At 53.9% G+C, this 23,041-nt stretch carries 19 protein-coding genes; 9 read left to right on the top strand and 10 right to left on the bottom strand.

Translation table 11 applies throughout. The features are described 5' to 3' along the window. Positions 1-168: 168 nt before the first annotated feature. Together mltF and Q399_RS22190 are read left to right on the top strand one after the other, a co-directional pair. Entirely contained in the window at positions 169-1,635 is a 1,467-nt protein-coding gene (gene mltF / locus Q399_RS0107960; protein ID WP_084164202.1) for a membrane-bound lytic murein transglycosylase MltF, read from the top strand. 91 nt (positions 1,636-1,726) lie between these two features. Beyond that, positions 1,727-1,900 carry a hypothetical protein gene (locus Q399_RS22190; RefSeq protein WP_169739305.1) on the top strand — a complete coding sequence of 58 codons (174 nt, stop codon included), beginning with the start codon at positions 1,727-1,729 and terminating at the stop codon, positions 1,898-1,900. Here the strand turns inward: Q399_RS22190 and tadA are convergent. Beyond that, the gene (gene tadA, locus Q399_RS0107955) at positions 1,852-2,436 is read right to left on the bottom strand and encodes a tRNA adenosine(34) deaminase TadA (RefSeq protein WP_031567518.1); all 585 of its coding nucleotides are present in this window, start codon (positions 2,434-2,436) and stop codon (positions 1,852-1,854) included. The genes Q399_RS22190 and tadA overlap by 49 nt on opposite strands. Positions 2,437-2,615: 179 nt before the next feature. Here tadA and Q399_RS0107950 point away from each other — a divergent pair, with 179 nt between their 5' ends. After that, positions 2,616-2,834 carry a hypothetical protein gene (locus Q399_RS0107950; RefSeq protein WP_031567516.1) on the top strand — a complete coding sequence of 73 codons (219 nt, stop codon included), beginning with the start codon at positions 2,616-2,618 and terminating at the stop codon, positions 2,832-2,834. Here Q399_RS0107950 and Q399_RS21445 read toward each other — a convergent pair whose 3' ends face one another. The 3 genes from Q399_RS21445 to guaB form a co-directional block, all read right to left on the bottom strand. Continuing rightward, positions 2,835-6,077 carry a sensor histidine kinase gene (locus tag Q399_RS21445; protein WP_051685843.1) on the bottom strand — a complete coding sequence of 1,081 codons (3,243 nt, stop codon included), beginning with the start codon at positions 6,075-6,077 and terminating at the stop codon, positions 2,835-2,837. 165 nt (positions 6,078-6,242) lie between these two features. Next, the gene (guaA, locus tag Q399_RS0107940; RefSeq protein WP_031567511.1) at positions 6,243-7,820 is read right to left on the bottom strand and encodes a glutamine-hydrolyzing GMP synthase; all 1,578 of its coding nucleotides are present in this window, start codon (positions 7,818-7,820) and stop codon (positions 6,243-6,245) included. 82 nt (positions 7,821-7,902) lie between these two features. Next, positions 7,903-9,372 (bottom strand): IMP dehydrogenase, encoded by a 1,470-nt coding sequence (guaB, locus tag Q399_RS0107935; protein ID WP_031567509.1) that lies wholly within the window; start codon positions 9,370-9,372, stop codon positions 7,903-7,905. A 134-nt stretch (positions 9,373-9,506) separates the two neighbouring features. On the opposite strand from guaB, the gene xseA reads away from it, so the two are divergent. Further along, positions 9,507-10,856 (top strand): exodeoxyribonuclease VII large subunit, encoded by a 1,350-nt coding sequence (gene xseA, locus Q399_RS0107930; protein ID WP_031567507.1) that lies wholly within the window; start codon positions 9,507-9,509, stop codon positions 10,854-10,856. Here the strand turns inward: xseA and Q399_RS0107925 are convergent. Continuing rightward, positions 10,847-11,323 (bottom strand): hypothetical protein, encoded by a 477-nt coding sequence (locus Q399_RS0107925; protein ID WP_157836255.1) that lies wholly within the window; start codon positions 11,321-11,323, stop codon positions 10,847-10,849. The genes xseA and Q399_RS0107925 overlap by 10 nt on opposite strands. 112 nt (positions 11,324-11,435) lie before the next feature. On the opposite strand from Q399_RS0107925, the gene Q399_RS0107920 reads away from it, so the two are divergent. The 5 genes from Q399_RS0107920 to Q399_RS0107900 all read left to right on the top strand — a co-directional run bounded on the left by Q399_RS0107920 (position 11,436) and on the right by Q399_RS0107900 (position 16,810). Further along, a complete protein-coding gene (locus Q399_RS0107920) occupies positions 11,436-13,499 on the top strand; it encodes a TonB-dependent receptor plug domain-containing protein (RefSeq protein WP_051685842.1) in 2,064 nt (687 codons plus the stop codon). Positions 13,500-13,599: 100 nt separating this feature from the next. Next, entirely contained in the window at positions 13,600-14,409 is an 810-nt protein-coding gene (locus Q399_RS0107915; protein ID WP_031567500.1) for a MipA/OmpV family protein, read from the top strand. Then, positions 14,399-14,782 (top strand): DUF3019 domain-containing protein, encoded by a 384-nt coding sequence (locus Q399_RS0107910; RefSeq protein ID WP_031567497.1) that lies wholly within the window; start codon positions 14,399-14,401, stop codon positions 14,780-14,782. The genes Q399_RS0107915 and Q399_RS0107910 overlap by 11 nt, the downstream gene beginning before the upstream one ends. A 1-nt stretch (position 14,783) precedes the next feature. Next, on the top strand, positions 14,784-15,488 hold the full coding sequence (locus Q399_RS0107905) for a response regulator (protein WP_031567495.1): 705 nt from the start codon (positions 14,784-14,786) through the stop codon (positions 15,486-15,488). Further along, positions 15,488-16,810, top strand: coding sequence for an ATP-binding protein (locus tag Q399_RS0107900; protein ID WP_031567493.1), 1,323 nt, complete (start codon positions 15,488-15,490; stop codon positions 16,808-16,810). Before Q399_RS0107905 ends, Q399_RS0107900 begins: the two co-directional genes overlap by 1 nt. Positions 16,811-16,902: 92 nt before the next feature. On the opposite strand, the gene der is transcribed toward Q399_RS0107900, so the two are convergent. The 5 genes from der to ispG form a co-directional block, all read right to left on the bottom strand. Further along, positions 16,903-18,384, bottom strand: coding sequence for a ribosome biogenesis GTPase Der (der, locus tag Q399_RS0107895; RefSeq protein WP_031567490.1), 1,482 nt, complete (start codon positions 18,382-18,384; stop codon positions 16,903-16,905). Positions 18,385-18,773: 389 nt separating this feature from the next. Further along, entirely contained in the window at positions 18,774-19,973 is a 1,200-nt protein-coding gene (gene bamB, locus Q399_RS0107890; RefSeq protein ID WP_031567488.1) for an outer membrane protein assembly factor BamB, read from the bottom strand. 9 nt (positions 19,974-19,982) lie between these two features. Beyond that, on the bottom strand, positions 19,983-20,621 hold the full coding sequence (locus Q399_RS0107885; RefSeq protein WP_031567486.1) for a YfgM family protein: 639 nt from the start codon (positions 20,619-20,621) through the stop codon (positions 19,983-19,985). 11 nt (positions 20,622-20,632) lie between these two features. Further along, on the bottom strand, positions 20,633-21,904 hold the full coding sequence (gene hisS, locus Q399_RS0107880; RefSeq protein WP_031567484.1) for a histidine--tRNA ligase: 1,272 nt from the start codon (positions 21,902-21,904) through the stop codon (positions 20,633-20,635). 23 nt (positions 21,905-21,927) lie between these two features. Then, complete coding sequence (ispG, locus tag Q399_RS0107875) at positions 21,928-23,040, bottom strand: flavodoxin-dependent (E)-4-hydroxy-3-methylbut-2-enyl-diphosphate synthase (protein WP_031567482.1); 1,113 nt, start codon at positions 23,038-23,040, stop codon at positions 21,928-21,930. Between the last annotated feature and the right edge of the window lies 1 nt (position 23,041).

The raw sequence follows: 23,041 nt of genomic DNA, 5'->3' as shown, positions 1-23,041 counted from the left end.
GCCGCATTATAAAGAAAAAAGCCGTCTTTGGGTATCAATAAAGCCGTTTGCCAGCCGGGTCACCGCACTGAAGTGGCCACCAGAACGTCAGGCTTTGGCGGCAAAGCCTGACGTTTTGCACAAAATTTGATATAAATACCGGCTTCTCCGACCAGAGGTTGCTTACGGATGCGATTTTTTCTGACCGTTTTGCTGTGGATTTCGCTGTTAACCGGTTGCACACCGGCGCCAGCTCCTATGCATTTACATCAGATTTATCAACGGGATAGCATTCGGGTTGGTATTCTAAACGGCCCAACCAGTTATTTTGTTGGTCCGGATGGCGCCACCGGCTACGAATATGAGCTGGCACAGGCGCTGGCCGACAAACTCGGTGTCAAACTGGAACTGGTCCCTGCGTTTTTTATTGATGAGCTGTTAGTGAAACTCAGTAATGGCGATATTGATTTAATCGCCAGCGGGTCGACTATCTCTGAAGCGCTGCAGCAAAAATACCGGCTGGCGCCGGCTTATCAGCTCGCCGACGAAGTGCTGGTATTTGGCCAGCAAAAGCGCCGGCCGAAATCTTTGCAGGATTTATCCGGCCCAATCGTCGTTTTGAAAGGCTCCAGTCAGGCCGAAACTTTGCTGGCTCTAAAAACCACTGAACCTCAGTTGCAAATTGAACTCAACGACACCGACGACCCAACCGAACTGCTGCAAAAAGTCGCCGAAGGCAAAATCGCTTACACCTTAGCCGACTCGCATATGCTGGCGATTAATCAGCGGTTTTATCCCAATCTCGGCGTGGCTTTGACCTTAAAACGCCAGCAACCCGTGGCCTGGCTGCTGCCAAAAAACAGTGATGATTCGCTGTATGCGGTATTGATTGAATTCTTTGGCCGCAGTTACGAAGGTGCGGATTTACTGACGCTGGAAGATAAATATTTTGGCCACGTGCGGCGTTTTAATTATGCCGATACCCTGGATTACATCGAAGCTATTGATAAAACCCTGCCGCGTTATAAAAACCTGTTTGAACAACATGCCGGCGCACTGGACTGGCGTCTGCTCGCTGCACTCGCTTACCAGGAATCGCGCTGGGACCCGAAAGCACGAAGCCCACAGGGCGTCGTTGGGATGATGATGTTAACCGTCGATACTGCCAATCTGATGAAAGTCTCAAGCCGGGTCGATGCGGCCCAAAGTATTCGCGGTGGCAGCCGTTACTTGCAGCGTATGCTGGACCGCCTGCCCGAGCGTATCCCGATGCCGGACAAACTCTGGTTTGCCTTAGCGGCTTATAATCTTGGTTTGAGTCATGTCGAAAGCGCGCGTTTATTAACGGAAAAAGACGGCGCCAACGCCGATAACTGGGCTGAGGTTAAACAGCGCCTGCCGCTGCTGCGCCAGCGCAAATATTACCGCCAAACCCGCACTGGCTATGCCCGTGGTGATATGGCGGTGTATTACGTCGAAAATATCCGCCGTTACTACGACACCCTGCTGTGGGTCGACGAACGCAAACAAGCTGAGCTGAAACAAAAAGCAGCGTCATCAGCGGCAACGCCTGCCGGCAGCCAAACTCCCGCAGCGGTGAAAAAAGCAGCACCCAAAGCCAGCACCAGTAAAAAATCTGAACCAAAACAGCCTTGAAACATTCCAACTTCCCAGTGTGGCTGTTAGCAGTCTTGCCGCCATCCGGTGATTTCCCTATAGTGGCGGCATTCAGGTAAAGGAACCAGACATGTTAAGACGTAAGAAACCGAAGATGTTACGTAAACGCCGTTTGATGGACGTGGGCTCGAGCCGGCGCCGCATCAAGCGCAATATGGCGGTGTTAAAGCTGTTTCGCCGGCAACGCGAATTTAATCAGTTACTGAGCTCCCCGCTCTCTGCCGGTGTTGAGGCTTGCGGCTGATCTACGGCTTCTGCAATTTTACTCTTCAGTTTCAGCGCTTTTTGTTCAGCGCGGCGTTTTTGAAAAAATGCCGACAACTGAGTCGCACAATCCTCTGCCAACACCCCGGGCGTGACGTCCAGCTGATGATTCAGCTGCGGATGGCGCACAATATCAAATACTGAACCACAAGCACCGGCTTTTAAATCGGTGGCGCCATACACCAGCCGCTTCACCCGGCTGTGCACCAAAGCACCGGCGCACATAGCGCAAGGTTCCAGCGTGACATACAAAGTACAATCCAGCATCCGGTAGTTCTGTAGCGCCTGGCCAGACTGGCGAATAGCCTGCATTTCGGCATGCGCCGTCGGGTCGTGGCCGCTGATGGATAAATTCCAGCCTTCGCCAAGCACTTGCCCGTCTTTAACCAGTACTGCACCAACCGGCACTTCGCCGGCCGCTTCAGCTCTGGCCGCAAGAGCCATAGCATATTGCATCCAAAAGATGTCTTGTTCCGTGTGATTCAACTTCAACCTCGTCCTCTGCAACGGCGCCATTTTAGCATAAGGCCACAGTGCGTCAGCCAAATTGACCAGATGTTAGTGATTTTGCTCATCAGCCATTTTCACTTTGATACAACTTCGTTGTTTTATATGAAATTTATTTGTGGCATAACTGTTGCCTACCCAAAACATCAGGTCAAAAAGTCAGGTCAAAAAATCGAAGGGGAACAGCAATGGGTGTATTTGATATCGGATTTGTCGCAGTGGTTGGTGCTTTTGCTTATGCCTTTTACGAGCAGCACACCAAAACCAAAGTAAAACTGGCCAATGCCAATCAGAATACCGACGATGTGCGGGCCCAGCTCGAACAATTAAAACAACGGATAGCGACTTTGGAAGCCATAGTGACCGACAAGTCCTACACCCTGAAAGATGAAATTAACCGCTTGTAATTAATGCCCTAACTCAACAGCAGCATCTGCTGCTGTTGTTGTTTCCGGCGCCGGCGCAATCAGCGGTAACAACAGAATAAACCGGCAACCGGCACCGGGTTCGCTTTCCACCGTCACAGTGCCGCCCAGCCTTGCCGTGACCAGATTAAACATAATATGCAGGCCAAGCCCGGTGCCTCCGTGCGCTCTTTTGGTGGTAAAAAACGGCTCAAATATTTTGTCCAGATGCTCCGCGGCGATGCCACAACCATTGTCAGCAAAGCTGATTTCACAATGGTTTGCATCGGGCTGGCGTACAACTAAATCCATCTGCCCGGCTTGGTCAGGCGCAAAAGCATGTAACAGACTATTTTGCGCCAGCATCGTAATCACCTGGCTGAGGCTGCCGGGATAACTCTGCAAAACCAGATCAACCGGACATTCCACCACCAGCTCCAGAGGCCGGTTACTCCACAGCGTTTTCAGACTTTGCGCCACTTCAGTCAGAAAACTCTGCAGCCGGAACTGACGTCGCTCGCCGCTGCTGCGATCGACCGAGACTTGCTTAAAGTTACTGATAAGATCGGCCGCTCGTTGTAAATTACGCTCAATCAACTCAGCGCTTTCCACTGCAGTATCCAGATATTGCGCCAAATCCTGTTTGCGCAGCTGTCCGGTGTTTAGCGTCTCTGCGAGCGCCGCTGTGCTTTCCCGCAGGTAGCTACTACCGGTTAGCGCAACGCCCAGTGGCGTATTCACCTCATGCGCGACACCAGCGACCAGTTGCCCCAGCGCCGCCATTTTCTCCGCGCGCACTAACTGGCGCTGTGTTGACTGCAGGTCGGTTAACGTCCGTTCCACTGTTGTTTTTGCCTCAGACAACTGCTGAGTCCGGCTCGCGACTAAGGTCTCCAATGCCTGCGCCTGACGGCGTAACCGGCCACTGCGCCAGTGATACCAGCGGTTGATCAGAAGCGCCAGCAACAGCAGATACAACAATCCAGCCAGCAGACTGCGATACCAAGGGGGCGCAATGTGAAAAGTCAGCGGCGCCATCTGCTGCTCAGTGCCCCACGCGTCTTTTGCGCGCACCCGCAAGCGATATTGCCCTTCCCACAAACTGTTGTAACTGGCAAAAGCCGCTGCTGACCAATCAGACCAGCTCTGATCAACACCTTCAAGCAATACCGCATATTGGTTGTCGCCACGATAACTGGTGGCGGCGAATTCAAATCGGAGCTGATTCTGCGCAAAGCGCAGTTGCAACGGCATATCACCTTGCGCCGGCAACAGACGCTGATGACCATCTGCCGCCTCAATGCTACGCAGCTGCAGCTGAAACCCCCGCGGCGGCGCGGCATACGGGCTCTGTTGCCAGCGGTATAGTTCATTGCCGCCGAGCCATAAAGTGCCATCGGCTTCGAGCGTGAGGCCAGTTAACCGGCTGTAACCAAACTCAGTCAGTGGCTGCCAGCGATAAGTACCCGAGCCCTCGTGCACCGCCAGCCCCACTTCGCTGCGGCGTAACTTTTCATCACGAGTTTCCAGCCAGACGCCACGCTGTTCCGGCAATAAGCGTGAGATCTGCCGCGGACCGCCGGCAAATAGCGTAGCAAAAGCCGGATCTGGCAGCATTTTCGTCGCATCCGGGCTCAGCTGATAAACCCCGGCTTCGGTTAATATCCGCAGCTCATCCAGCAGCATAACCACCCGGTTATCACTCAAACCAGGCAAACCTTCGGCCAGCTGATAGCGTCTGATAGTGGCCGGGCCCTGCAATACCTGACCTGACGGGTAGTGCAGATGTAACACCCCAGTGTTGACCGTGCCAAACCACAGGTCTGCCGGACCGCTTTGCACCATACTGCGCACGTTATCCGGCACATCGGCAAGTTTACCGAGGACCTGCCATTGCCCGTCGACAAAAGTTAACTGCACCACGCCTTCACGCTGGCCGGCCAGTAACACTGGCTGCACTGCTGCCACCTGCAGAAAACAGGTCGTGCTGTCGCTCAGATAAACCAGCTGCGCCACTCCGGCGTCCAGCCGGTAAATGCCCTGATAATTGCCAATCAGCGTCTCAGCGCCGACCTGCTCCAGTGCCCAGACCTGACCGCTGATGCCTGTCACTTGCCTGAAGCCGGCAACCGGGCCTGGTTCCAGCTGATAAAGCCCCTGCGAAGTCCCGACATTCAGCCGCTCGCCAACCCGCCGGCTGATATACACATTGCCTTGTAAATCCTGGCGCTGGTCAAACCGGCTCAGTGCACTACCAAGCTGAATGCGCGACAAACCGGTGTTGCCGCTGACCCACAGCCCGTGCTGATGATCGAGTCCGAGGTTGTAGACTGTGTCATCTCGCAGCCCCCGCGCTTTGTTGTAAAGCCCAACCCATTGCCCACGTGCATTCAACAGATAAATACCACCCTGCAACATCGCGAGCGCCAGGGTTCCGTCAGGTAACAGCAGCGCCTGATACAACAGCTTTTGCGGCAAAATCGCATCGAGTTCAGTCTGCATCGCGCTAAATTGCTGGTCACGATATTGCCAGAAACCGGAACTGCGGCTCACCGCCAGCAACCCGCCGGCAGCCGGGTACGCCAGCAATGCTTGTAGCGGATCTGCGGCAAAACGCTCGCCACCAGGCACCAGCTGCAACTGATTCTGCTGTAGCGTCAGCAGGCCGACGCCTTCAGCGCGCAGATAAAATTGCTGATTGACGACATAACTGCGATGAAAACGTTGTGCGGCCTGCCAGTGCTGCCAGTGGCCGTCCGCGCCGAGTCGGAACAGGTATTTGTAGCTGGTGAAATAGACGCCTTCGGCCGTGACGTGTGTCTGCCAGACATCCGTGAAATCGCGCCGCTTTACGGGTAGCTGGTCCAACAAAGACTGATAATGCAAGGTGCCGGTTGCGTCCGGCGCAAGGTAACCCAGCTCACCAACGCCCCCCACATAAATACGGCCGGAAGCTTCATCCAGCGCCAGCGAGCGGACGATAGATTTATTCGGCAATGCAATCAGTTGCCAACGCAGGCCATCAAACTGCAACACACCTTCGGTATTGCCGAAGTACAACAAACCGGCTTTATCCTGCACAAAAGCCCAGTTTTGCCCATGCGCCTGATAATCGTCAGCGCTGAAAGTGCGAATTTCGGGTAAGCCCTGTTCCTGCCAGCGCGGCGCGGCGCCGAGCGAAACCGTTGTAGCCAACAGATAACACAGGCAACCAATCAAGGCCTGACAGATCAAGCGCGTAGCCATAGGGCCTCCGCAACTGGTGTTTCCGGCGAAGGTCCGTGCCGCATGAAGTCCGACGGCACCAGAGAGTGTGGCACCGCTGGTTAAGTGTGGGAAAAAAAGCTGAATTTGCCAGTGCAGAAACAAAAACAGCAGCCGAAGCTGCTGTTTTTAATCAAATCGCCGGGTTTATTCCCATTCAATGGTCGCTGGTGGTTTACCCGATACATCGTAAACCACACGGCTGATGCCGTTGATTTCATTGATGATCCGGTTCGACACATGGCCCAGCAGCTCATACGGCAGATGCGCCCAGTGTGCGGTCATAAAGTCGATGGTTTGAACGGCGCGTAATGACACCACCCAGTCGTATTTACGGCCATCGCCCATCACACCAACCGATTTCACCGGCAGGAACACGACAAAGGCCTGGCTGACTTTGTCGTACCAGCCGCTGTTGCGCAGCTCTTCGATAAAAATCGCGTCGGCGCGGCGCAGGATGTCGCAGTATTCTTTTTTCACTTCGCCAAGCACTCGTACACCAAGACCCGGTCCTGGGAACGGGTGACGGTACAGCATGTCGTATGGCAGACCCAGCGCCAGACCAACTTTGCGCACTTCGTCTTTAAACAGCTCACGCAGCGGTTCGACCAGGCCCATTTTCATATTTTCCGGCAGGCCACCAACGTTGTGGTGTGATTTGATCACATGGGCTTTGCCGGTTTTTGACGCCGCCGATTCAATCACGTCCGGATAAATAGTGCCTTGCGCCAGCCACTTGGCGTTTTGCAGCTTTTTCGCTTCTTCATCAAAGACTTCAACGAACACCCGGCCGATAATTTTGCGTTTGGCTTCCGGCTCATCGACGCCATGCAGTGCTTCGAGGAAGCGTTGTTCCGCCTGGACGTGGATAATATTCAGACCAAAATGGTCGCCGAACATTTCCATCACCTGTGCACCTTCGTTTAGGCGCAGCAAGCCGTTGTCAACGAACACACAAGTCAGGTTTTTACCGATAGCGCGGTGCAACAGCATCGCCACTACTGACGAATCGACGCCACCAGACAGGCCTAAAATCACCTGATCATCGCCGATTTGTTTTTTCAGGCTGACAATAGCGTCATCGATGATCGACGCCGGCGTCCAGAGTTTTTCACAGCCACAGATATCGACAACAAACTGTTCCAGCAAACGCATGCCCTGACGGGTGTGCGTCACTTCCGGGTGGAATTGCACGCCGTAGAACTGACGGGCTTCGTCGGCCATCGCTGCGTGCGGACAAGTTGGTGTGCTGGCGGTAGTGACAAAACCTTCAGGAATTTCAATGACTTTATCGCCATGGCTCATCCAGACATCGAGCTGCGCCACGCCCTGTTCAGTCACATGGTCTTCAATGCCTTTTAAAAGCGCAGATGAAGACACCACATCAACCTGGGCATAACCAAATTCACGCTGATCTGAACTGGCCACTTTACCGCCCAGTTGTTCAGCCATGGTTTGCATGCCGTAACAGACACCGAGCACCGGTACATTGGCTTCAAACACATATTGCGGTGCACGCGGTGAACCTGCTTCAGTCACGCTTTCCGGACCGCCGGACAGGATAATACCGGTTGGATTAAATTCGGCGATTTGCTCAGCCGTGACGTCCCAGGCCCAGAGTTCACAATAAACACCAATTTCGCGGACGCGGCGCGCGATGAGCTGGGTGTACTGTGAACCGAAGTCGAGGATCAGAATTTTATGGAAATGAATATTTTTGCTCATATCAACCTTTGTGAGGTGCGGGGCTCAACAAGCCCGGAAAAAACCGCGCCGGAGTCAGGGGCTGAGTCCGGCGCTGCAATTTTTAACTGACGCGGTAGTTTGGTGCTTCTTTGGTGATTTGCACGTCATGCACGTGCGACTCACCCATACCAGCCGCTGTCACTTTGACAAACACTGGCTTGGTGCGCAGCTCGCCGATATTGGCACAGCCGGTCAGACCCATTGATGAGCGCAGACCACCCATTTGCTGGTGAATGATATTTTCAATCGGGCCTTTATAGGCAACGCGGCCTTCAATCCCTTCCGGCACCAGTTTTTCTGCACTGTTACTGCCCTGGAAATAACGGTCAGAAGAACCGTTACGCTGCGCCATGGCACCTAATGAACCCATGCCACGGTAGGATTTGTAATAACGGCCCTGATACAGCTCCACATCGCCCGGTGCTTCTTCAGTGCCGGCGAACATTGAACCGACCATCACACAGTGTGCACCGGCAACCAGAGCCTTCGACACGTCACCGGAGAAGCGGATGCCGCCGTCAGCGATGATGCAAACGTCCATGCCTTTGACGCCTTCAACTGCATCAGCAATAGCAGTGATTTGTGGTACACCACAACCGGTAACGATACGGGTGGTACAGATAGAGCCAGGGCCGATACCGACTTTGACGGCATTAGCGCCGGCTTCGGCCAGTGCTTTGGCGCCTTCGGCGGTCGCGACGTTACCGGCGACAATTTGTAAATCCGGGTACATAGCGCGGGTTTGTTTGACCCGGTCAATCACGCCTTGTGAGTGGCCGTGCGACGTGTCAATCAGCAGAATGTCAACGCCGGCTTCCACTAAAGCTGCGATGCGCTCATCAGTGCCTGGACCTACACCTACTGCGGCACCAACGCGTAACCGGCCGAATTCGTCTTTACAGGCGTTTGGTTTACTGGCGGCTTTGTAGTAGTCACGGACTGTGATCAGGCCTTTGAGTTTAAAGGCATTGTCGACCACCAGCACTTTCTCAATGCGGTGTTTGTGCATCAGTGCTAAGGCGTCCTGACGCGGTGAATCTTCGTGCACTGTGACCAGACGCTCACGTGGCGTCATCACTGAGGAAATAGCTGCCTGTGGGTTGGTTTCAACGTTTAAGTCACGGCCTGTAACGATACCGACCAGGTTGTGGTCAGCGTCGACTACCGGGAAACCGGAGAAACCATGTTGTTGCGATAATTGCTGCACGTCACGGATAGTTTGTTCCGGCCGCACTGTAACCGGATCAGACACCACGCCACTTTCGTATTTTTTCACTTTACGAACGTTAGCGGCCTGATCTTCGATGGTCATGTTTTTATGGATAAAACCTAAACCACCTTCCTGCGCCAGCGCGATGGCTAAGCGGGCTTCTGTGACAGTGTCCATTGACGCGGAAACCATCGGAATATTCAGGCTGATTTTGCTGGTCAGTTGAGTCCGCAGATCTGCGGTATGAGGTAGTACGGTGGAGTGCGCCGGTACAAGTAACACGTCGTCAAATGTAAGGGCTTCTTTGACTATCCTGAGCATTGCAACAATCTCGCTGTGGTGGTTAAAAATCGGGGAATGTTGCGGCGCTATTTTATCCGCAAAGCGCGTTTCAAACAACGCATTTTTTGTTTTTGTGGTAGATTGTCCGGATCCTCAGTTGGTGCTTGTCTTCGATGAATCAACAACAAAACCCGGCAACTAATCCGGAGATCTATACAGTTTCGCGGCTAAACGCCGAAGTTCGCTTAACTCTGGAGTTGCAATTCCGCCAGCTCTGGCTTTGTGGTGAGATCTCAAATTTTGTCGCGGCCAGTTCCGGTCATTGGTATTTCTCATTAAAAGACGCGGCGGCGCAGGTCAAAGTGGCGATGTTTAAGCAGGCCAACCGCAACGCCGCTTTTATGCCGCGCAACGGCCAGCAGGTGCTGATCCGGGCCCGCATCAGCGTGTATGAGCCCCGTGGTGAGTATCAGTTGCTGGTCGATTTTATCGAACCGGCCGGTGACGGTTTATTGCGCCAGCAGTATGAAATGCTCAAAGCCAGGCTGACCGCCGAAGGTTTATTGGCACCGGAGCGGAAAAAACCACTGCCTGCTCAGGTGCGGCGCATTGGTGTGATCACCTCGCCGACCGGTGCTGCGGTGCGCGATATTCTGACCGTGTTAGCCCGGCGCGCTCCTGCGCTCGAAGTCATTATTTATCCGGCTTTAGTGCAGGGCGCGCAAGCAGCACAGGATTTACAGGCTGCGCTGTCACACGCCATCCGGCGCAATGAAGTCGACGTACTGATCATTGGCCGGGGCGGCGGTTCGCTGGAAGATTTGTATTGTTTTAACGATGAAGCGCTGGCGCGGCAAATCGCTTTTTGCCCGCTGCCGATTGTCAGCGCAGTCGGCCACGAAATTGATTTTACCATCGCCGATTTTGTCGCCGACATGCGCGCAGCAACTCCTTCAGCCGCGGCTGAGTTGGTATCCCCTGATCAGCAACATCAGCTGACGCAGCTGATGCAGTTACAACAACGGCTGCAGCGCGGCATCCGGCAGCAACTGGGCCAACAGGCGCAGAAGTTTTTACAGCAATATGGCAAGTTGCAATTGCTGCACCCTAAACGTGCTTTAGAGCAACAGCAGCAGCGACTTGACGAATTACAGCTGCGGCTGAATCGTGCTGGTCAGCATCAGGTTGAGCGCAAACAACAACAGTTGCGCCAACATCAACAAGCTTTATTGCAGCAGGCTCCACGCACCGGCGAATGGTTCCAGCACAGCAAGACACTGAGCGAACGGCTACAACGCGCAATGCAACAACAACTGCAGCAACGCGCTCAGCAATGGCAACAACACAGCGCCTTGTTGCATCAGGTTAGCCCGCTCGCCACCCTCAATCGCGGTTATAGCTTAAGTTTTAACGCCGATAACCAACTAGTGAAGTCGGTGCAACAACTCAAAGCCGGCGACGTGCTGACGGTGCGTTTTGCCGACGGCAGCGCGCTGACAGAAGTGAAGCAGATTCAGTCCTGATCCGCTGAACGCGCTAAAGCGGCCTGAATGATCGTGACTTTTTCTGGCCGCTCAAATAACTGATACAACACCAGCCAATCCCGAAGCGTCATCCAAGGCAGGCCATGACGGCGCTGCAGACTATGCCGATCAAAATGCGGATCAAACTTCCAATGCTGTAAAGCCCCGGTTGAATTTCGCACCGCAATACCTGCCATCAGTTCAATCACCAGGCCGGAACTATCCTGATAGCGGCGGAAAAACTGGCTGCAATACTGCGGATGCGGTGTAGTTTGCAGCGGAGTTGCCAGCTGAGAAAGCACTGCATCAAGCGCCGGTGCCGCCTCAGTCGTGCAGACCAAATCGATATCGCGAAAATCTGCTTGCAGTTGCTGTTCAACCAACAACAAACTGCCACCAATGCCCCAATCCGGCAACGCTGCCAGAGGTTGCAGCAGCGCCAGCGACTGCTTCAATCTGTTGCTCACCTCACCCATTTCCTGACACTTCCTTACATAAGCACAGCAATTGACCGACAGTTGTATCCGGCCCGCTTTGGCAGACTGCATGGCAGTAAAAGCTGCAGGAAGCGAGTGTACCATGCGATTTCATTTTTCTTATCTGACCCTCTGTCTGAGTTTGACCAGCCCTAGCCTGTTTGCCGGCACTACGGACCACGCCAAGGAAACTAAACCCGCCAGCGAGCAACCGATTGAACGTATTCAGGTCAATGGCAGCGCCCTGCCCGCCGCCAGTCAGACCAATGCAGAAACCGAACAATTGCTGAAAGTTGCCGGCATTATGAATGACCCACTGGCGGCCGTGTTCAGCTTGCCAGGCGTGGTCTATGCCGGAGGCGATTATGGCGGTATGCCGGCGGTACGCGGCTCCAGTCCCGACGATAACGCCTTTTTAATTGATGGCCTCCCGGCCGGTTATTTATTCCATCTGTTTGGCAACAGTGTGTTCAACGAAGCAGTATTACACGACTTTCGCCTCGAAAGCGGCGGCTTTGGCGCGCAATATGGCAATGCCACCGGCGGGGTGTTTGCCGCGACTCTACGCGACCCGAAAATGCAGCAAATCGGCGGCGAAGCAGAACTCAGTTTGCTGCAGATGAGTGCGCTGGTTGAAGGTACCGTGACCGAAGACCAGGCATTTTATCTGGCCGCCCGCCAAAGCACGGTGCAGCTTTTTATCAAGTCTGGTGACGAGCTGGATGATGGAGTCAAAATTTACCAGCCGCCGAAAAGCGACGACTATCAGGCGCGATATCTGTGGCAACTGTCGCCGGAGCAAAAACTGACGCTGACGCTGACCGGCGCCAGCGACAGTGCCCGCGCCAATATCAGCAAAGCATCTGAGCAAGGCCGTACTGATCCGGAATCAGTCGGCGACCTGCGCATCGACAGCGCTTTTGCCAATCAGCAATTGAGTTATCAGTACCAGCATCCGGCTGGCCATCAACTACAGCTGCGTTATCAGCACAGCAGCAACAGCGAGGACAATCAGTACGGCAGTGACCAGTTTGTCAGCTACGAAGACGAACAGCAGTTTTTGCAATTGCAGTCGCGCTGGCAACTGAACTCGGCGCAGCGTCTGGAAGCCGGGGTCGAACGCAGTCAGCGCGAAGCGGATTACCGTTTTGACGTGATCCCCTATTATTGCACCGACCATCAGGCCGATTGTTTTGCCCAGCGCGGCGAGCGCATCAAAGCCAAAGACGAGCTCAGTTACAATACCGATAGTGCTTTCCTGCAACATCAGTGGGTGTGGAATCAATATCTGAGCTCGTCGGTCGGCCTGCGCTATGACAAGCAAGATTATACCGATGAAAGCTTCCTGCAACCGCGCGCGGAGCTGAGCCTGCAACTGACGCCGCAACAGCGCTGGTTTATCCGGGCCGGGCGTTATAGCCGGCTGGCCGATCTGGAAAAAAGCCTGCCGCTGCTCGGCAACCGCCAACTGAAACAACCAACAGCCACTCACTATGTATTGGGGCAGGACTGGCAGTTTGCCGACGCCTGGAATTTCACGACTGAACTCTATTTGAAAAAACTGCAGAAATTACCACTGGGGCTGACCGACAAAGACGCAGACCAGGCGCTGCATTACAGCAATGACAGTGAAGGCGAGGCTTATGGCGCTGAACTGTTGCTGAAAAAACAACGCAGCGCTGGCGACTGGTATGGCTGGGCGTCGCTGAGCTGGTCCAAAGCTGAACGCACCGACCTGCGCCGCAATCTGACCTCTGAATATTATCTCGATACTCCGCTGGTCGCGAACGTTGTGGTGGCTTATCCCTATGATGAGCAATGGGATTTGAGCGCCCGCCTCACAGTCCGGTCCGGCGCCAAATACACGCCGATTATTGGTGATAAACCCAACCCTTATTATCCGGATTATCGTGTCGCTGTGTATGGCGAGCTGAATTCTGCGACCTTGCCGGTTTATCACCGGCTGGATTTACAGGCCGAGCAACAAAGCACATTGTTTGGGCTACCGGTCACTTACACTTATGCCATCCTGAACGTACTGAACCGGAAAAATGTGTCGGGCTATTTTCTGCAAAAAGGCAAAGCCGGCGAAAACCCGGCCTACAGCATAGAGCCGGAAGAAAACCTCGGGATCTTTCCGTCAGTCGGCATCAAAGTGCAGTTCTGAGGCTGCCCGCAGCAAGTTTGTGATATCTGCTTACACTTTTTAAACATTCGAACGCAGGCCCCGCCAGTTATGATGGGGCCTGTGTTTTTTGGAGCCAGGCATGCGACGTCTTTTTGCTCTCTTTATCCTGTTCGTCATCAGCAGCAACTGTCAGGCCAGCTGGGATGAAGTTGAATTCACCGGCTATGTGTCAGTCGGTGCCGGATATCAGCGGGCGATTATCGGTGCTTTAGACCAGTCGGTGAATGGCCGGCTACTACTGAACCTGTCCGCGGATGTGACTTATCACAATTTTTTTATCGAGTCCGACGAGCGTCGTAATGTGCTGCGCTATGGCAGCGGCATTATCGGCTATCACTTGTGGCAACAGGACGACGCCAGTCTGGCGCTGATCGGCACAGGCTACCATCAAGCGATTGGCCCTGATTTAATCACTGCTTTTGGCAGTCAACATATCACTGAGCTTGAGGGCTTGAAGCAACGCGACTCCGACTTTTTAGTCGGTTTACGCTATCAGCGGTTTTGGGGCCAGCACTACTGGGCTATTGAAGCAGGCCAGGATATCGAATCTCATTATGGTCAGCAGCTGAGACTGCTGTACAGCTACCGGCAACAACTGCGCAACTGGGACCTGTACTACAACGCCGGGGTGTCGTTTTCGACGGCAAAAGTGGTGGATTATTATTATGGCGTGCGGCCGGCCGAGAGCTTGAGCAGCAGGCCTTCATATCAAGCCGGCGCCGGCCAGCAATTGCATATTGGTGTCAGCGCTTTATATCCGCTGAGTCCGAACTGGTTGCTGGAGTTAGGCCTGGCCGCCAATCTGTTTAGCGAGGCTTATATTAATAGCCCGCTGAGCAGTCGTCACAGCGAATGCCTCAGTCTGGTGAAATTCCGCTATGTGTTCTGAACGCCCTTTGCTGATCGTCTGCTGGGTGGGCTTACTTGCTGTCGCTTCTACCGCTGCGAGTGCAGCCGAACCAGTCCGGCTGAAACTGACACCAGATACCTGTGTAGCGCTGCAACAAGGCCGGCAATGTTACGCCACTATCCAGATTGACTGGCACAGCCAGACTGCACTGGATCTCTGCCTGCATGCCGGTAGCCGAAAACTGCAGTGCTGGCAGGCCAGCAACAGTGGCCGGCTAAGGTATGAATTTGTCGCTGCGGACAATGAGCGAATTCAGTTAGTGGGTACAGATGGCATCCTGGCAGAGGCAACTATTAAAGTGAACTGGGTGCAAAAAAATACCAAGGTCAAACGGCACTGGAGATTATTCTGAGATGGAACATACAGTCTATGGCACCATTTTACTGGTCGAGGACGACCTGTCGTTAGCCGGCTGGGTGCAGGAGTTTCTGCAGCAAAAAGGCTATCAGGTGCTGCTGGAGCATCGCGGTGACACCGTGCTGCCGCTGCTGCGCCGCCAGCATGTCGATTTAATTCTATTAGATTTGATGTTGCCGGGCATGAACGGTCTGGATGTCTGCCGGCAGATCCGGCGTGATTACCAGGTACCGGTGTTGATGCTGACAGCGCAAGGCGAAGAAGTCGATGAAGTGATTGGCCTGGGTGTCGGCGCCAATGACTATCTGGTGAAACCAGTGCGGCCCCGTATCTTATTGGCACGGATTCAGGCGGCGCTGCGTCAGGGCGCAGATATCAAACCCATAGAGCAACTGAGCTTCGGCAGTCTGAGTATCTGCGCCAGTTCGCGCCGTGTGCTGCTGGGGCCACAGGACATTAGCCTGACCAGCGCCGAATTTGCCTTATTGTGGTATCTGGCCAGTCGGGCCGGGCTGGTTTGTAGCCGGGACCAGGTGTTTCAGGCACTCAAAGGCAGGGAACACGACGGCCTTGACCGGCGTTTTGATGTGATGATTTCAGTGCTGAGGAAAAAACTCGGCGACGACGCCAAAGAGCCAAAGCGGATCAAAACCGTGTGGGGCCAGGGATATTTATTTAGCACTGAGCACTGGGTCAACTGATGCTGAAACTGGCGCTGAGTTTGTCATGTTCGGCGATTTGCGCGCTGTTTTTACTGGGTGCCCTGCTGGACCAACTGGCGTATAACGAAGCTCCGCAGTCACCACCCCAACAGCAGCTGTACCGCACAGTACTCGATAATATCGCGCTGCAGGCCGACCAGCAAAGTGCCGCCAGCCTGCGCGCCTTTGTCACGCAGCAACAGCAGAATTGGCAGCTCGCGCTGAGCTTAGTCAGCCGTAACAGTCTGGCACTGCCGGCGGAACTGCAGCAACAACTCGCTGCCAGCCAGATATTACCTTTGGCCGGTAACGAGGGCACTTCTTACCTCAAAGCCTTAGCCGGCCATCCGGATTGGCTGCTGCAATTACATATCCCACCGGAAGCCGGCCATCAGCCGGAAGACTTATGGCTGACCCTCGCGCTTTATGGCGGGCTCTGCCTGATGATGTTATTGTGGCTCGCGCCACTGATCCGCCGGCTTTGGATGCTTAGTCACACCGCCAGCCAGTTTGGCGCCGGTCGGCTGGAGGCCCGGCTGCCTTATAGCCGCTGGTCTTACATCAGCGAGCTGGAACAAAGCTTCAACCAGATGGCCCGGCAGATTGAACAGCTGATGGCCGACAACCGCCTGCTCGCGTCCAGCCTGTCACACGATTTACGTACGCCAATTGCCTGTTTTCGCTTTGGTCTGGATGCTGCGCTGGATGAGCCGGACCCGGCGCAAAAAAACCAATATCTGCGGCGGCTTGAGCAAGATCTGGGTCGGATGGAGGCGATGGTCAACGCCTTTTTAGAATATGCCAGCCTTGACCGCCAGCATCAGCACTGGCAACTGAGCCAGATCGATATGCTGCAGCTGTGTGAGCAGGCGCTGCACAGTTGCGCACCTTTGGCAGCAGCCTGCCAGCTCAAGCTGGTACTGGACTATCCGGTGACGCCATTCCCGCCCTTGTGCGGCCATCCGCATTGGTTATCTCGCGTGTTGCTGAACCTGCTGCAAAATGCCTGTCGATATGCCAAACAGCAGATCAGGCTGGAATTATGGCTTGAGCCGCAGCAGATATGCGTTCGGGTGCGCGATGATGGTGATGGCATCGCAGCAGACGACGCTGACCGCATTTTCCAGCCCTTTGTCCGGCTGGAAACCCAATGCAGTACCACGCCGCAATTTGGCCTAGGCCTCGCTATTGTTCGTAAGGTCCTGGATTGGCATCAGGCGCAAATCAGGCTGGAAACCAAGGCGCCCATTGGGGCCAGTTTTCTGCTGAGCTTTCCGTTGACACCACAGGTCGGGAGCCAAGACACAGCTGAGCGCCATTAGCTTTTTGCTCAGGTGCCGTAATTGTTGCATTCAGAGAAAATAAAAAGCCGGCAATGCTGCCGGCTTTGAAAAATCTCACAGCGCTTCGCCGTTTAATCCTGGTTATGACCAATTTTCTTTTTGTTGGCCAGATTGGCTTTCGCCTTAATCAGCCGGTCGCGTTTGTACTGCTGATTTGGCGTCAGCGTATTACGTTTTTCCGCGAACGGGTTTTCGGTGCCGCGGAATTCAACCCGCACCGGTGTCCCCATCAACTGCAGCGATTTGCGGAAATAATTCATCAGATAACGTTTATACGAATCCGGCAAATCTTCCACTTGTGTGCCGTGGATCACAATGAGCGGCGGGTTGTAACCACCGGCGTGGGCGTATTTCAGTTTAACGCGACGACCTTTGACCAACGGCGGCTGGTGATCTTCCTGCGCCATGTTCATGATTTTGGTCAGTAGAGCGGTATTGACGCGGCGGGTTGCAGAATCAAAAGCTTCTTCGACCGATTCAAATAAGTTACCGACCCCTGAACCGTGCAGTGCTGAAATAAAATGCAGACGGGCGAAATCGATAAAACCAAGGCGCCGGTCCAGCTCGCGTTTGACTTCATCTTTGATGCCATCATCCAGGCCATCCCATTTGTTCACCGCAATCACCAGTGAACGACCGGCATTGAGGACAAAACCGAGGATGCTCAAATCCTGCTCCGAAATACCGAGACGCGCGTCCAACACCAGGATCACCACGTTGGCATCTTCAATCGCCTGCAGGGTTTTAATCACTGAAAATTTCTCGACCACATCGTCGATGCGGCCGCGCCGACGCACACCGGCGGTATCAATCAGGGTGTATTCGCGTTCACCGCGCTGCATCGGAATATAAATGGCATCCCGCGTAGTGCCTGGCATATCGTAAACAATGACCCGTTCTTCGCCGAGAATGCGGTTGGTCAGCGTCGATTTACCAACGTTCGGCCGGCCAACGATAGCCAGCTTGATATGTTTGTCGCGTTGTTCCTGCTCGGCGTCTTCGTCGATGGCATCCAGATCTTCACCGGCTTCAAAAGCCGCCAGACGCTGGACTTGCTGTTCAGTCAGTAAAGGTACCAATGCCTGCTGCAACAACGCAGTGACACCACGGCCATGCGCCGCAGCAATCGGATACACTTCACCGATGCCTAAGCTGTAAAAGTCCGCAATGGCGGTGTCGGCATCCAGACCATCGGTTTTATTGGCAACCAGAAAAACAGTTTTATTGACGCGGCGGATGTGATTGGCAATGGCTTCGTCGGCCACAGTCGCGCCAGCACGGGCGTCGACCAGAAACAGCACTACATCAGCTTCGTCGATGGCTTTGAGCGACTGTTCAGCCATCTCCAGCTCAATACCCTCTTCGCTGCCATCGATACCGCCGGTATCCACCACGATAAATTCCAGGCCTTCGTAGTCAACGGAGCCGTATTTACGGTCGCGGGTCAAACCAGGAAAATCCGCCACCAAAGCGTCGCGGGTGCGGGTCAGGCGGTTAAATAATGTGGATTTTCCCACATTTGGACGGCCAACAAGGGCAACTACCGGTAACATGTTTCACCTCAATGGAGCTGACACATCTAAGGCGGTCAGCTGCTGTAATCACTTGATTGTCGTCAGAGACGACCAGTTTTTTCGGCCGCAGTCTACACGGCCAGGTCTGGTGCCACCACAGGCGGCACCTATGTTTGTGGCAGCTACGCTGCATGTAGCAACCTGGCTGCGGTGCGAACCACTATGCCTGGTTCGCAGTCGCCGAAAAGCTCCGGATACCGCGAACCTGCATTTTCGTCGGCCATTCGCGGAGCTTATGGCGTTCATCAGGCGCGACGCCAACAGATTGGCGTTACGAACTCCCTGATTCACCATACCGTACATCCTGTACATAAAAAAAAAACAGGCCTGCGAACAGGCCTGCTTTGGCTTGACTCAGAGCGCAACCTTTAATCGTTGGTGCGCAGCACGTCGATTTCGCCGTTGCGGGTCTGCAGAATCAAATAGTCAGACGTTGTGACAGCTTCGGTATAAAAACCAGAACTGTCAAATTCATGCCGGGCCAAGTATTCGCCTTTGTCACGGCTGAACCAATGCAGGTTGCCTTCATTGTCGCCGACAACCACAAAGTTTTTATACACGGCCGGGCCTGTGACAAAATGTTTGTGCAGCGTTTGCTGTGACCAGATCTCCAGGCCATTGCGGCTGTCCACTGCGTAAAGTTTACCTGTTGAATCAACCAGATAAATAATATTGTCAACCACGGTCATGTCACGGAAACTGGCGTAATCGCGTTTCCACAAAGTCCGGCCGGAACGCAGCTCCATCGCAACCAGTTGGCCATTGTAGGCAATAGCGTAGATTGTACCATTTTGTACGACCGGTGTCGCATCGACGTCGATGATCCGCGCCAGATCAGTCGAGCCCTTAGCAACAGCAATAGCTTCTTCCCAGGCCGGCGCACCTTGTTCAGCAATCAATACGCCGACTTTACCGTTACCAGTGCCATACACAACACCACCAGCTGCCGGGGCTACTTCAGAAATACCGCGCAAAGTCAGCAGTGCATTTTCGGATTCATGCATCCAGCGCTGCTCACCGGTGTCTGGTTGCAGTGCAAAAATACGGCCGCCACCGGTATTGACCAGCACAAAGCCTTCACCGGCTACAGGCGCCGCTAACACTTCACCTTTGACTTTAACGTGCCAGACTTTTTCGCCGGTTTCCGGGTTCAGTGCAACGACGTCACCGTCTTCAGTGCCGACCAGCACTTTGTCAAAACCAACGGCGACACCACCAGCCAGCTTGGCATTGCGTTCGTTCCACCAGTGGCTGATACCACCGAATAACGGTGCATCGTCACCATCGCGTAAATCGTAACTCCACAGCTTGTCGCCGTTTTGCAGATTAAAGGCGACCACGTCGCCTTTGCGGCTGGCGACAAAAACTTTGTCACCAAAGACTGCAGGCTTGATGCTGGAATCGTAGTGTTCGATACCGTCACCGACAGAGCTGCTCCAGACATAATCCGGTTCGACTTTATTGTCGATCTCCGGCAGGACCAGTTCTTCTTCATCATTCGACGAGCAGGCCGCCAGCGTCAGCGCTAACAGCGCCGGTACCAATAAGGTACGCACAGATAACTTCACAGCAACCTCTTAGCCGGCAACGTGGGCCAGTTCGTTCAGTTTGACATCGAGTAACGGGTTTTTGCCAGCTTCAGAGCCAGCCTGCGCTGCTTTATAGGCAGCCAGTGCAGCAACTTCGTCGCCGGATTTCAGTAACACGTCGCCTTTCAGTTCATTTTGCTGCGCAGCAAAAGCGGCCGGCATCGTCGCGCTTAAAGTGGCCAGCGCTTCTTTGTATTTGGCCTGTTCAGCCTGTACCCGCGCCAGACGCAGCTGTGCGACAGCCAGCACTTCCGGTACTTTACTGCTGCTAATCACTGCGCTCAGTTGCTGCTCAGCGGCAGCGTAATCTTTCAGTACCACAGCCTCTTTGGCGGCCAGCAGCGCGGTCAGATGGCTGTAATTTGAATCTTTATGATCGGCGATGAATTTTTGCGCATCAACCAACCAGGCTTTTTTGTCTGCGCCTTCTGCTGTTGATTTTTCCACCAGCGCAGCATAAGCGGCAGACTGAGTTTCCTGCGCTTCCAGCTGCTTCGCCTGGTAGTAACGAAAGCCATATAAGCCGCCGAGGCCAATCACGATACCGGCAGCAATTGACAGACCGTGCTCATGGAAAAAGCGTTTAATCGCTTCGACTTGTTGTTCTTCGGTATTATAAATTTCCATCAGGAACTCCGTTAAACCTGGGCCAGTACTGCGGCCAGATCTGCGATATGGACAGTTTGTTGAGGGTGCTCGGCGCGTAACCACTTCACAGTGACCTGCCCGGCTGCCAGTTCGTCGTCGCCAAGCAACAGACCTACAGCAGCGCCGGATTTGTCCGCGCGTTTTAATTGTTTCTTCAGATTACCACCGCCACAATGCAACATGACACGTTTACCCGGCAGGGCCAAACGCAGCTGTTCGGCAACAGAAACTGCGGCAAGTTCCGCAGCTTCACCCAGTGGCATCAGATACACGTCAGCAGCATTGCTGACGGCCGGCAACAGCGGCAGGCTTTGCAGTAACAATACCAGCCGCTCTAAACCTAAACCAAAACCAACAGCCGGTGTGGCTTTGCCACCCAACTGTTCGACCAGGCCATCGTAACGGCCACCGGCACAGACAGTGCCTTGTGAGCCTAAGTTGGTGGTGACCCATTCAAATACGGTTTTGTTGTAATAATCCAGGCCACGTACCAGACGCGGATTGATGGTGTATTCAATACCGGCGGCGCGTAAACGGGCTTGTAAGCCTGCAAAGTGCTGTTTGGATTCTTCATCCAGATGGTCAAGTAACTGTGGCGCTTTGGCCAGCATCTCAGCCATCGCCGGATTTTTGCTGTCGAGCACGCGCAGCGGATTGCTATATAACCGGCGGTGGCTGTCTTCGTCCAGCAGCTCTTTATGCTGTTCCAGATAGGCGACCAGTTTGTCGCGGTACGCGGCGCGGGCTTCGTTGGAACCTAATGAGTTGAGTTCCAGCCGCACATAAGGGGTCAGACCAAGCTGTTGCCACAAACGTGCAGAAACCAGAATGACTTCGGCGTCGATATCCGGGCCCTGCATGCCAAAGACTTCCAGACCAAACTGGTGGAACTGGCGATAACGACCTTTTTGTGGCCTTTCGTGACGGAACATCGGGCCCATATACCACAGCCGTTGTTCCTGGTTGTACAGTAAACCGTTTTGGATGCCAGCGCGCACACAACAAGCGGTGCCTTCCGGTCTTAACGTCAGACTGTCACCATTGCGATCGGCAAAGGTGTACATCTCTTTTTCAACGATGTCCGTGACTTCACCAATCGAGCGTTTAAACAGCTCAGTCATTTCTACGATCGGGAAACGGATCTCGTCATAGCCGTAACTGTTGACGGTCTGACGGATCATCTGTTCAACATATTGCCATACCGGGGTATCCTGCGGCAGACAATCGTTCATTCCGCGGATAGCTTGAATTTCTTTGGACACTTAAATACCTGAATATCTTAGATTTATTCTACGTTCTTCACATCGATCAGCTGCTTCTGTGCGGCAAGATACATGCGCACCTGCTGCTCCAGCTGTTCGGCGACAGATTCATTATCAATCCGCAGTTTCTGCCGTTCGCCTTTGAGGTAAAAACCGCTTTTTTTGCTGGCTCCCGCCACACCGAGATCTGAGATCAACGCCTCACCCGGCCCATTGACCACGCACCCTATCACAGATACGGTCAGCGGGTCGACCACATCTTCCAGCCGTTGTTCCAGCTCATTCATGGTTTTAATCACATCAAATTCCTGCCGAGAACAACTTGGGCAGGCGATGAAATTAATGCCGCGGGAACGAATGCGCAGCGATTTCAGAATATCAAAACCGACTTTGACTTCTTCCACCGGGTCGGCCGCCAGCGAAATGCGCAGCGTGTCGCCAATGCCTTCGGCCAGCAACATGCCTAAACCGATAGCTGATTTGACCGCACCGGCGCGGGCGCCACCGGCTTCAGTGATGCCCAGATGCAGTGGTTGTTCGATTTGTTTGGCTAATAACCGGTATGCGCCAACGGCCAGAAACACATCTGAGGCTTTGACGCTGACTTTAAACTGGTCAAAGTTCAGCCGGTCCAGAATTTCCACATGGCGCATCGCCGATTCAACCAAAGCGGCCGGTGTCGGCTCGCCGTATTTTTCCTGAATATCAGCTTCCAGCGAACCACCGTTCACACCAATGCGGATTGGAATATTGTGAAAGCGTGCCGCATCGACCACAGCACGGATGCGGTCTTCGCGACCGATATTACCCGGATTAATCCGCAGGCAATCCGCACCGTATTCGGCCACTTGCAACGCAATGCGGTAGTCGAAATGGATGTCAGCCACCACTGGGATCGGCGACTGTTGCTTGATCAGTTTAAATGCTTCGGCGGCGTCCATGGTCGGCACTGACACCCGCACTAAATCAGCACCGGCTGCGGCTATTGCCCGGATTTGGGCGACAGTTGCATCCACATCTGTGGTGCGGGTATTGGTCATTGATTGCACCGCAATAGGCGCATCACCACCAATTAATAAAGAACCAACACGGATTTGTTTGGATTTGCGGCGGATAATTGGATTTTCAGCGTACATC

Origin of the sequence: Rheinheimera texasensis DSM 17496, assembly GCF_000711985.1 — a bacterium.
GTDB classification, from domain to species: domain Bacteria; phylum Pseudomonadota; class Gammaproteobacteria; order Enterobacterales; family Alteromonadaceae; genus Pararheinheimera; species Pararheinheimera texasensis.
Note: the sequence above shows the minus strand (reverse complement) of the source record. Positions and strands in the feature narration are given on the sequence as shown.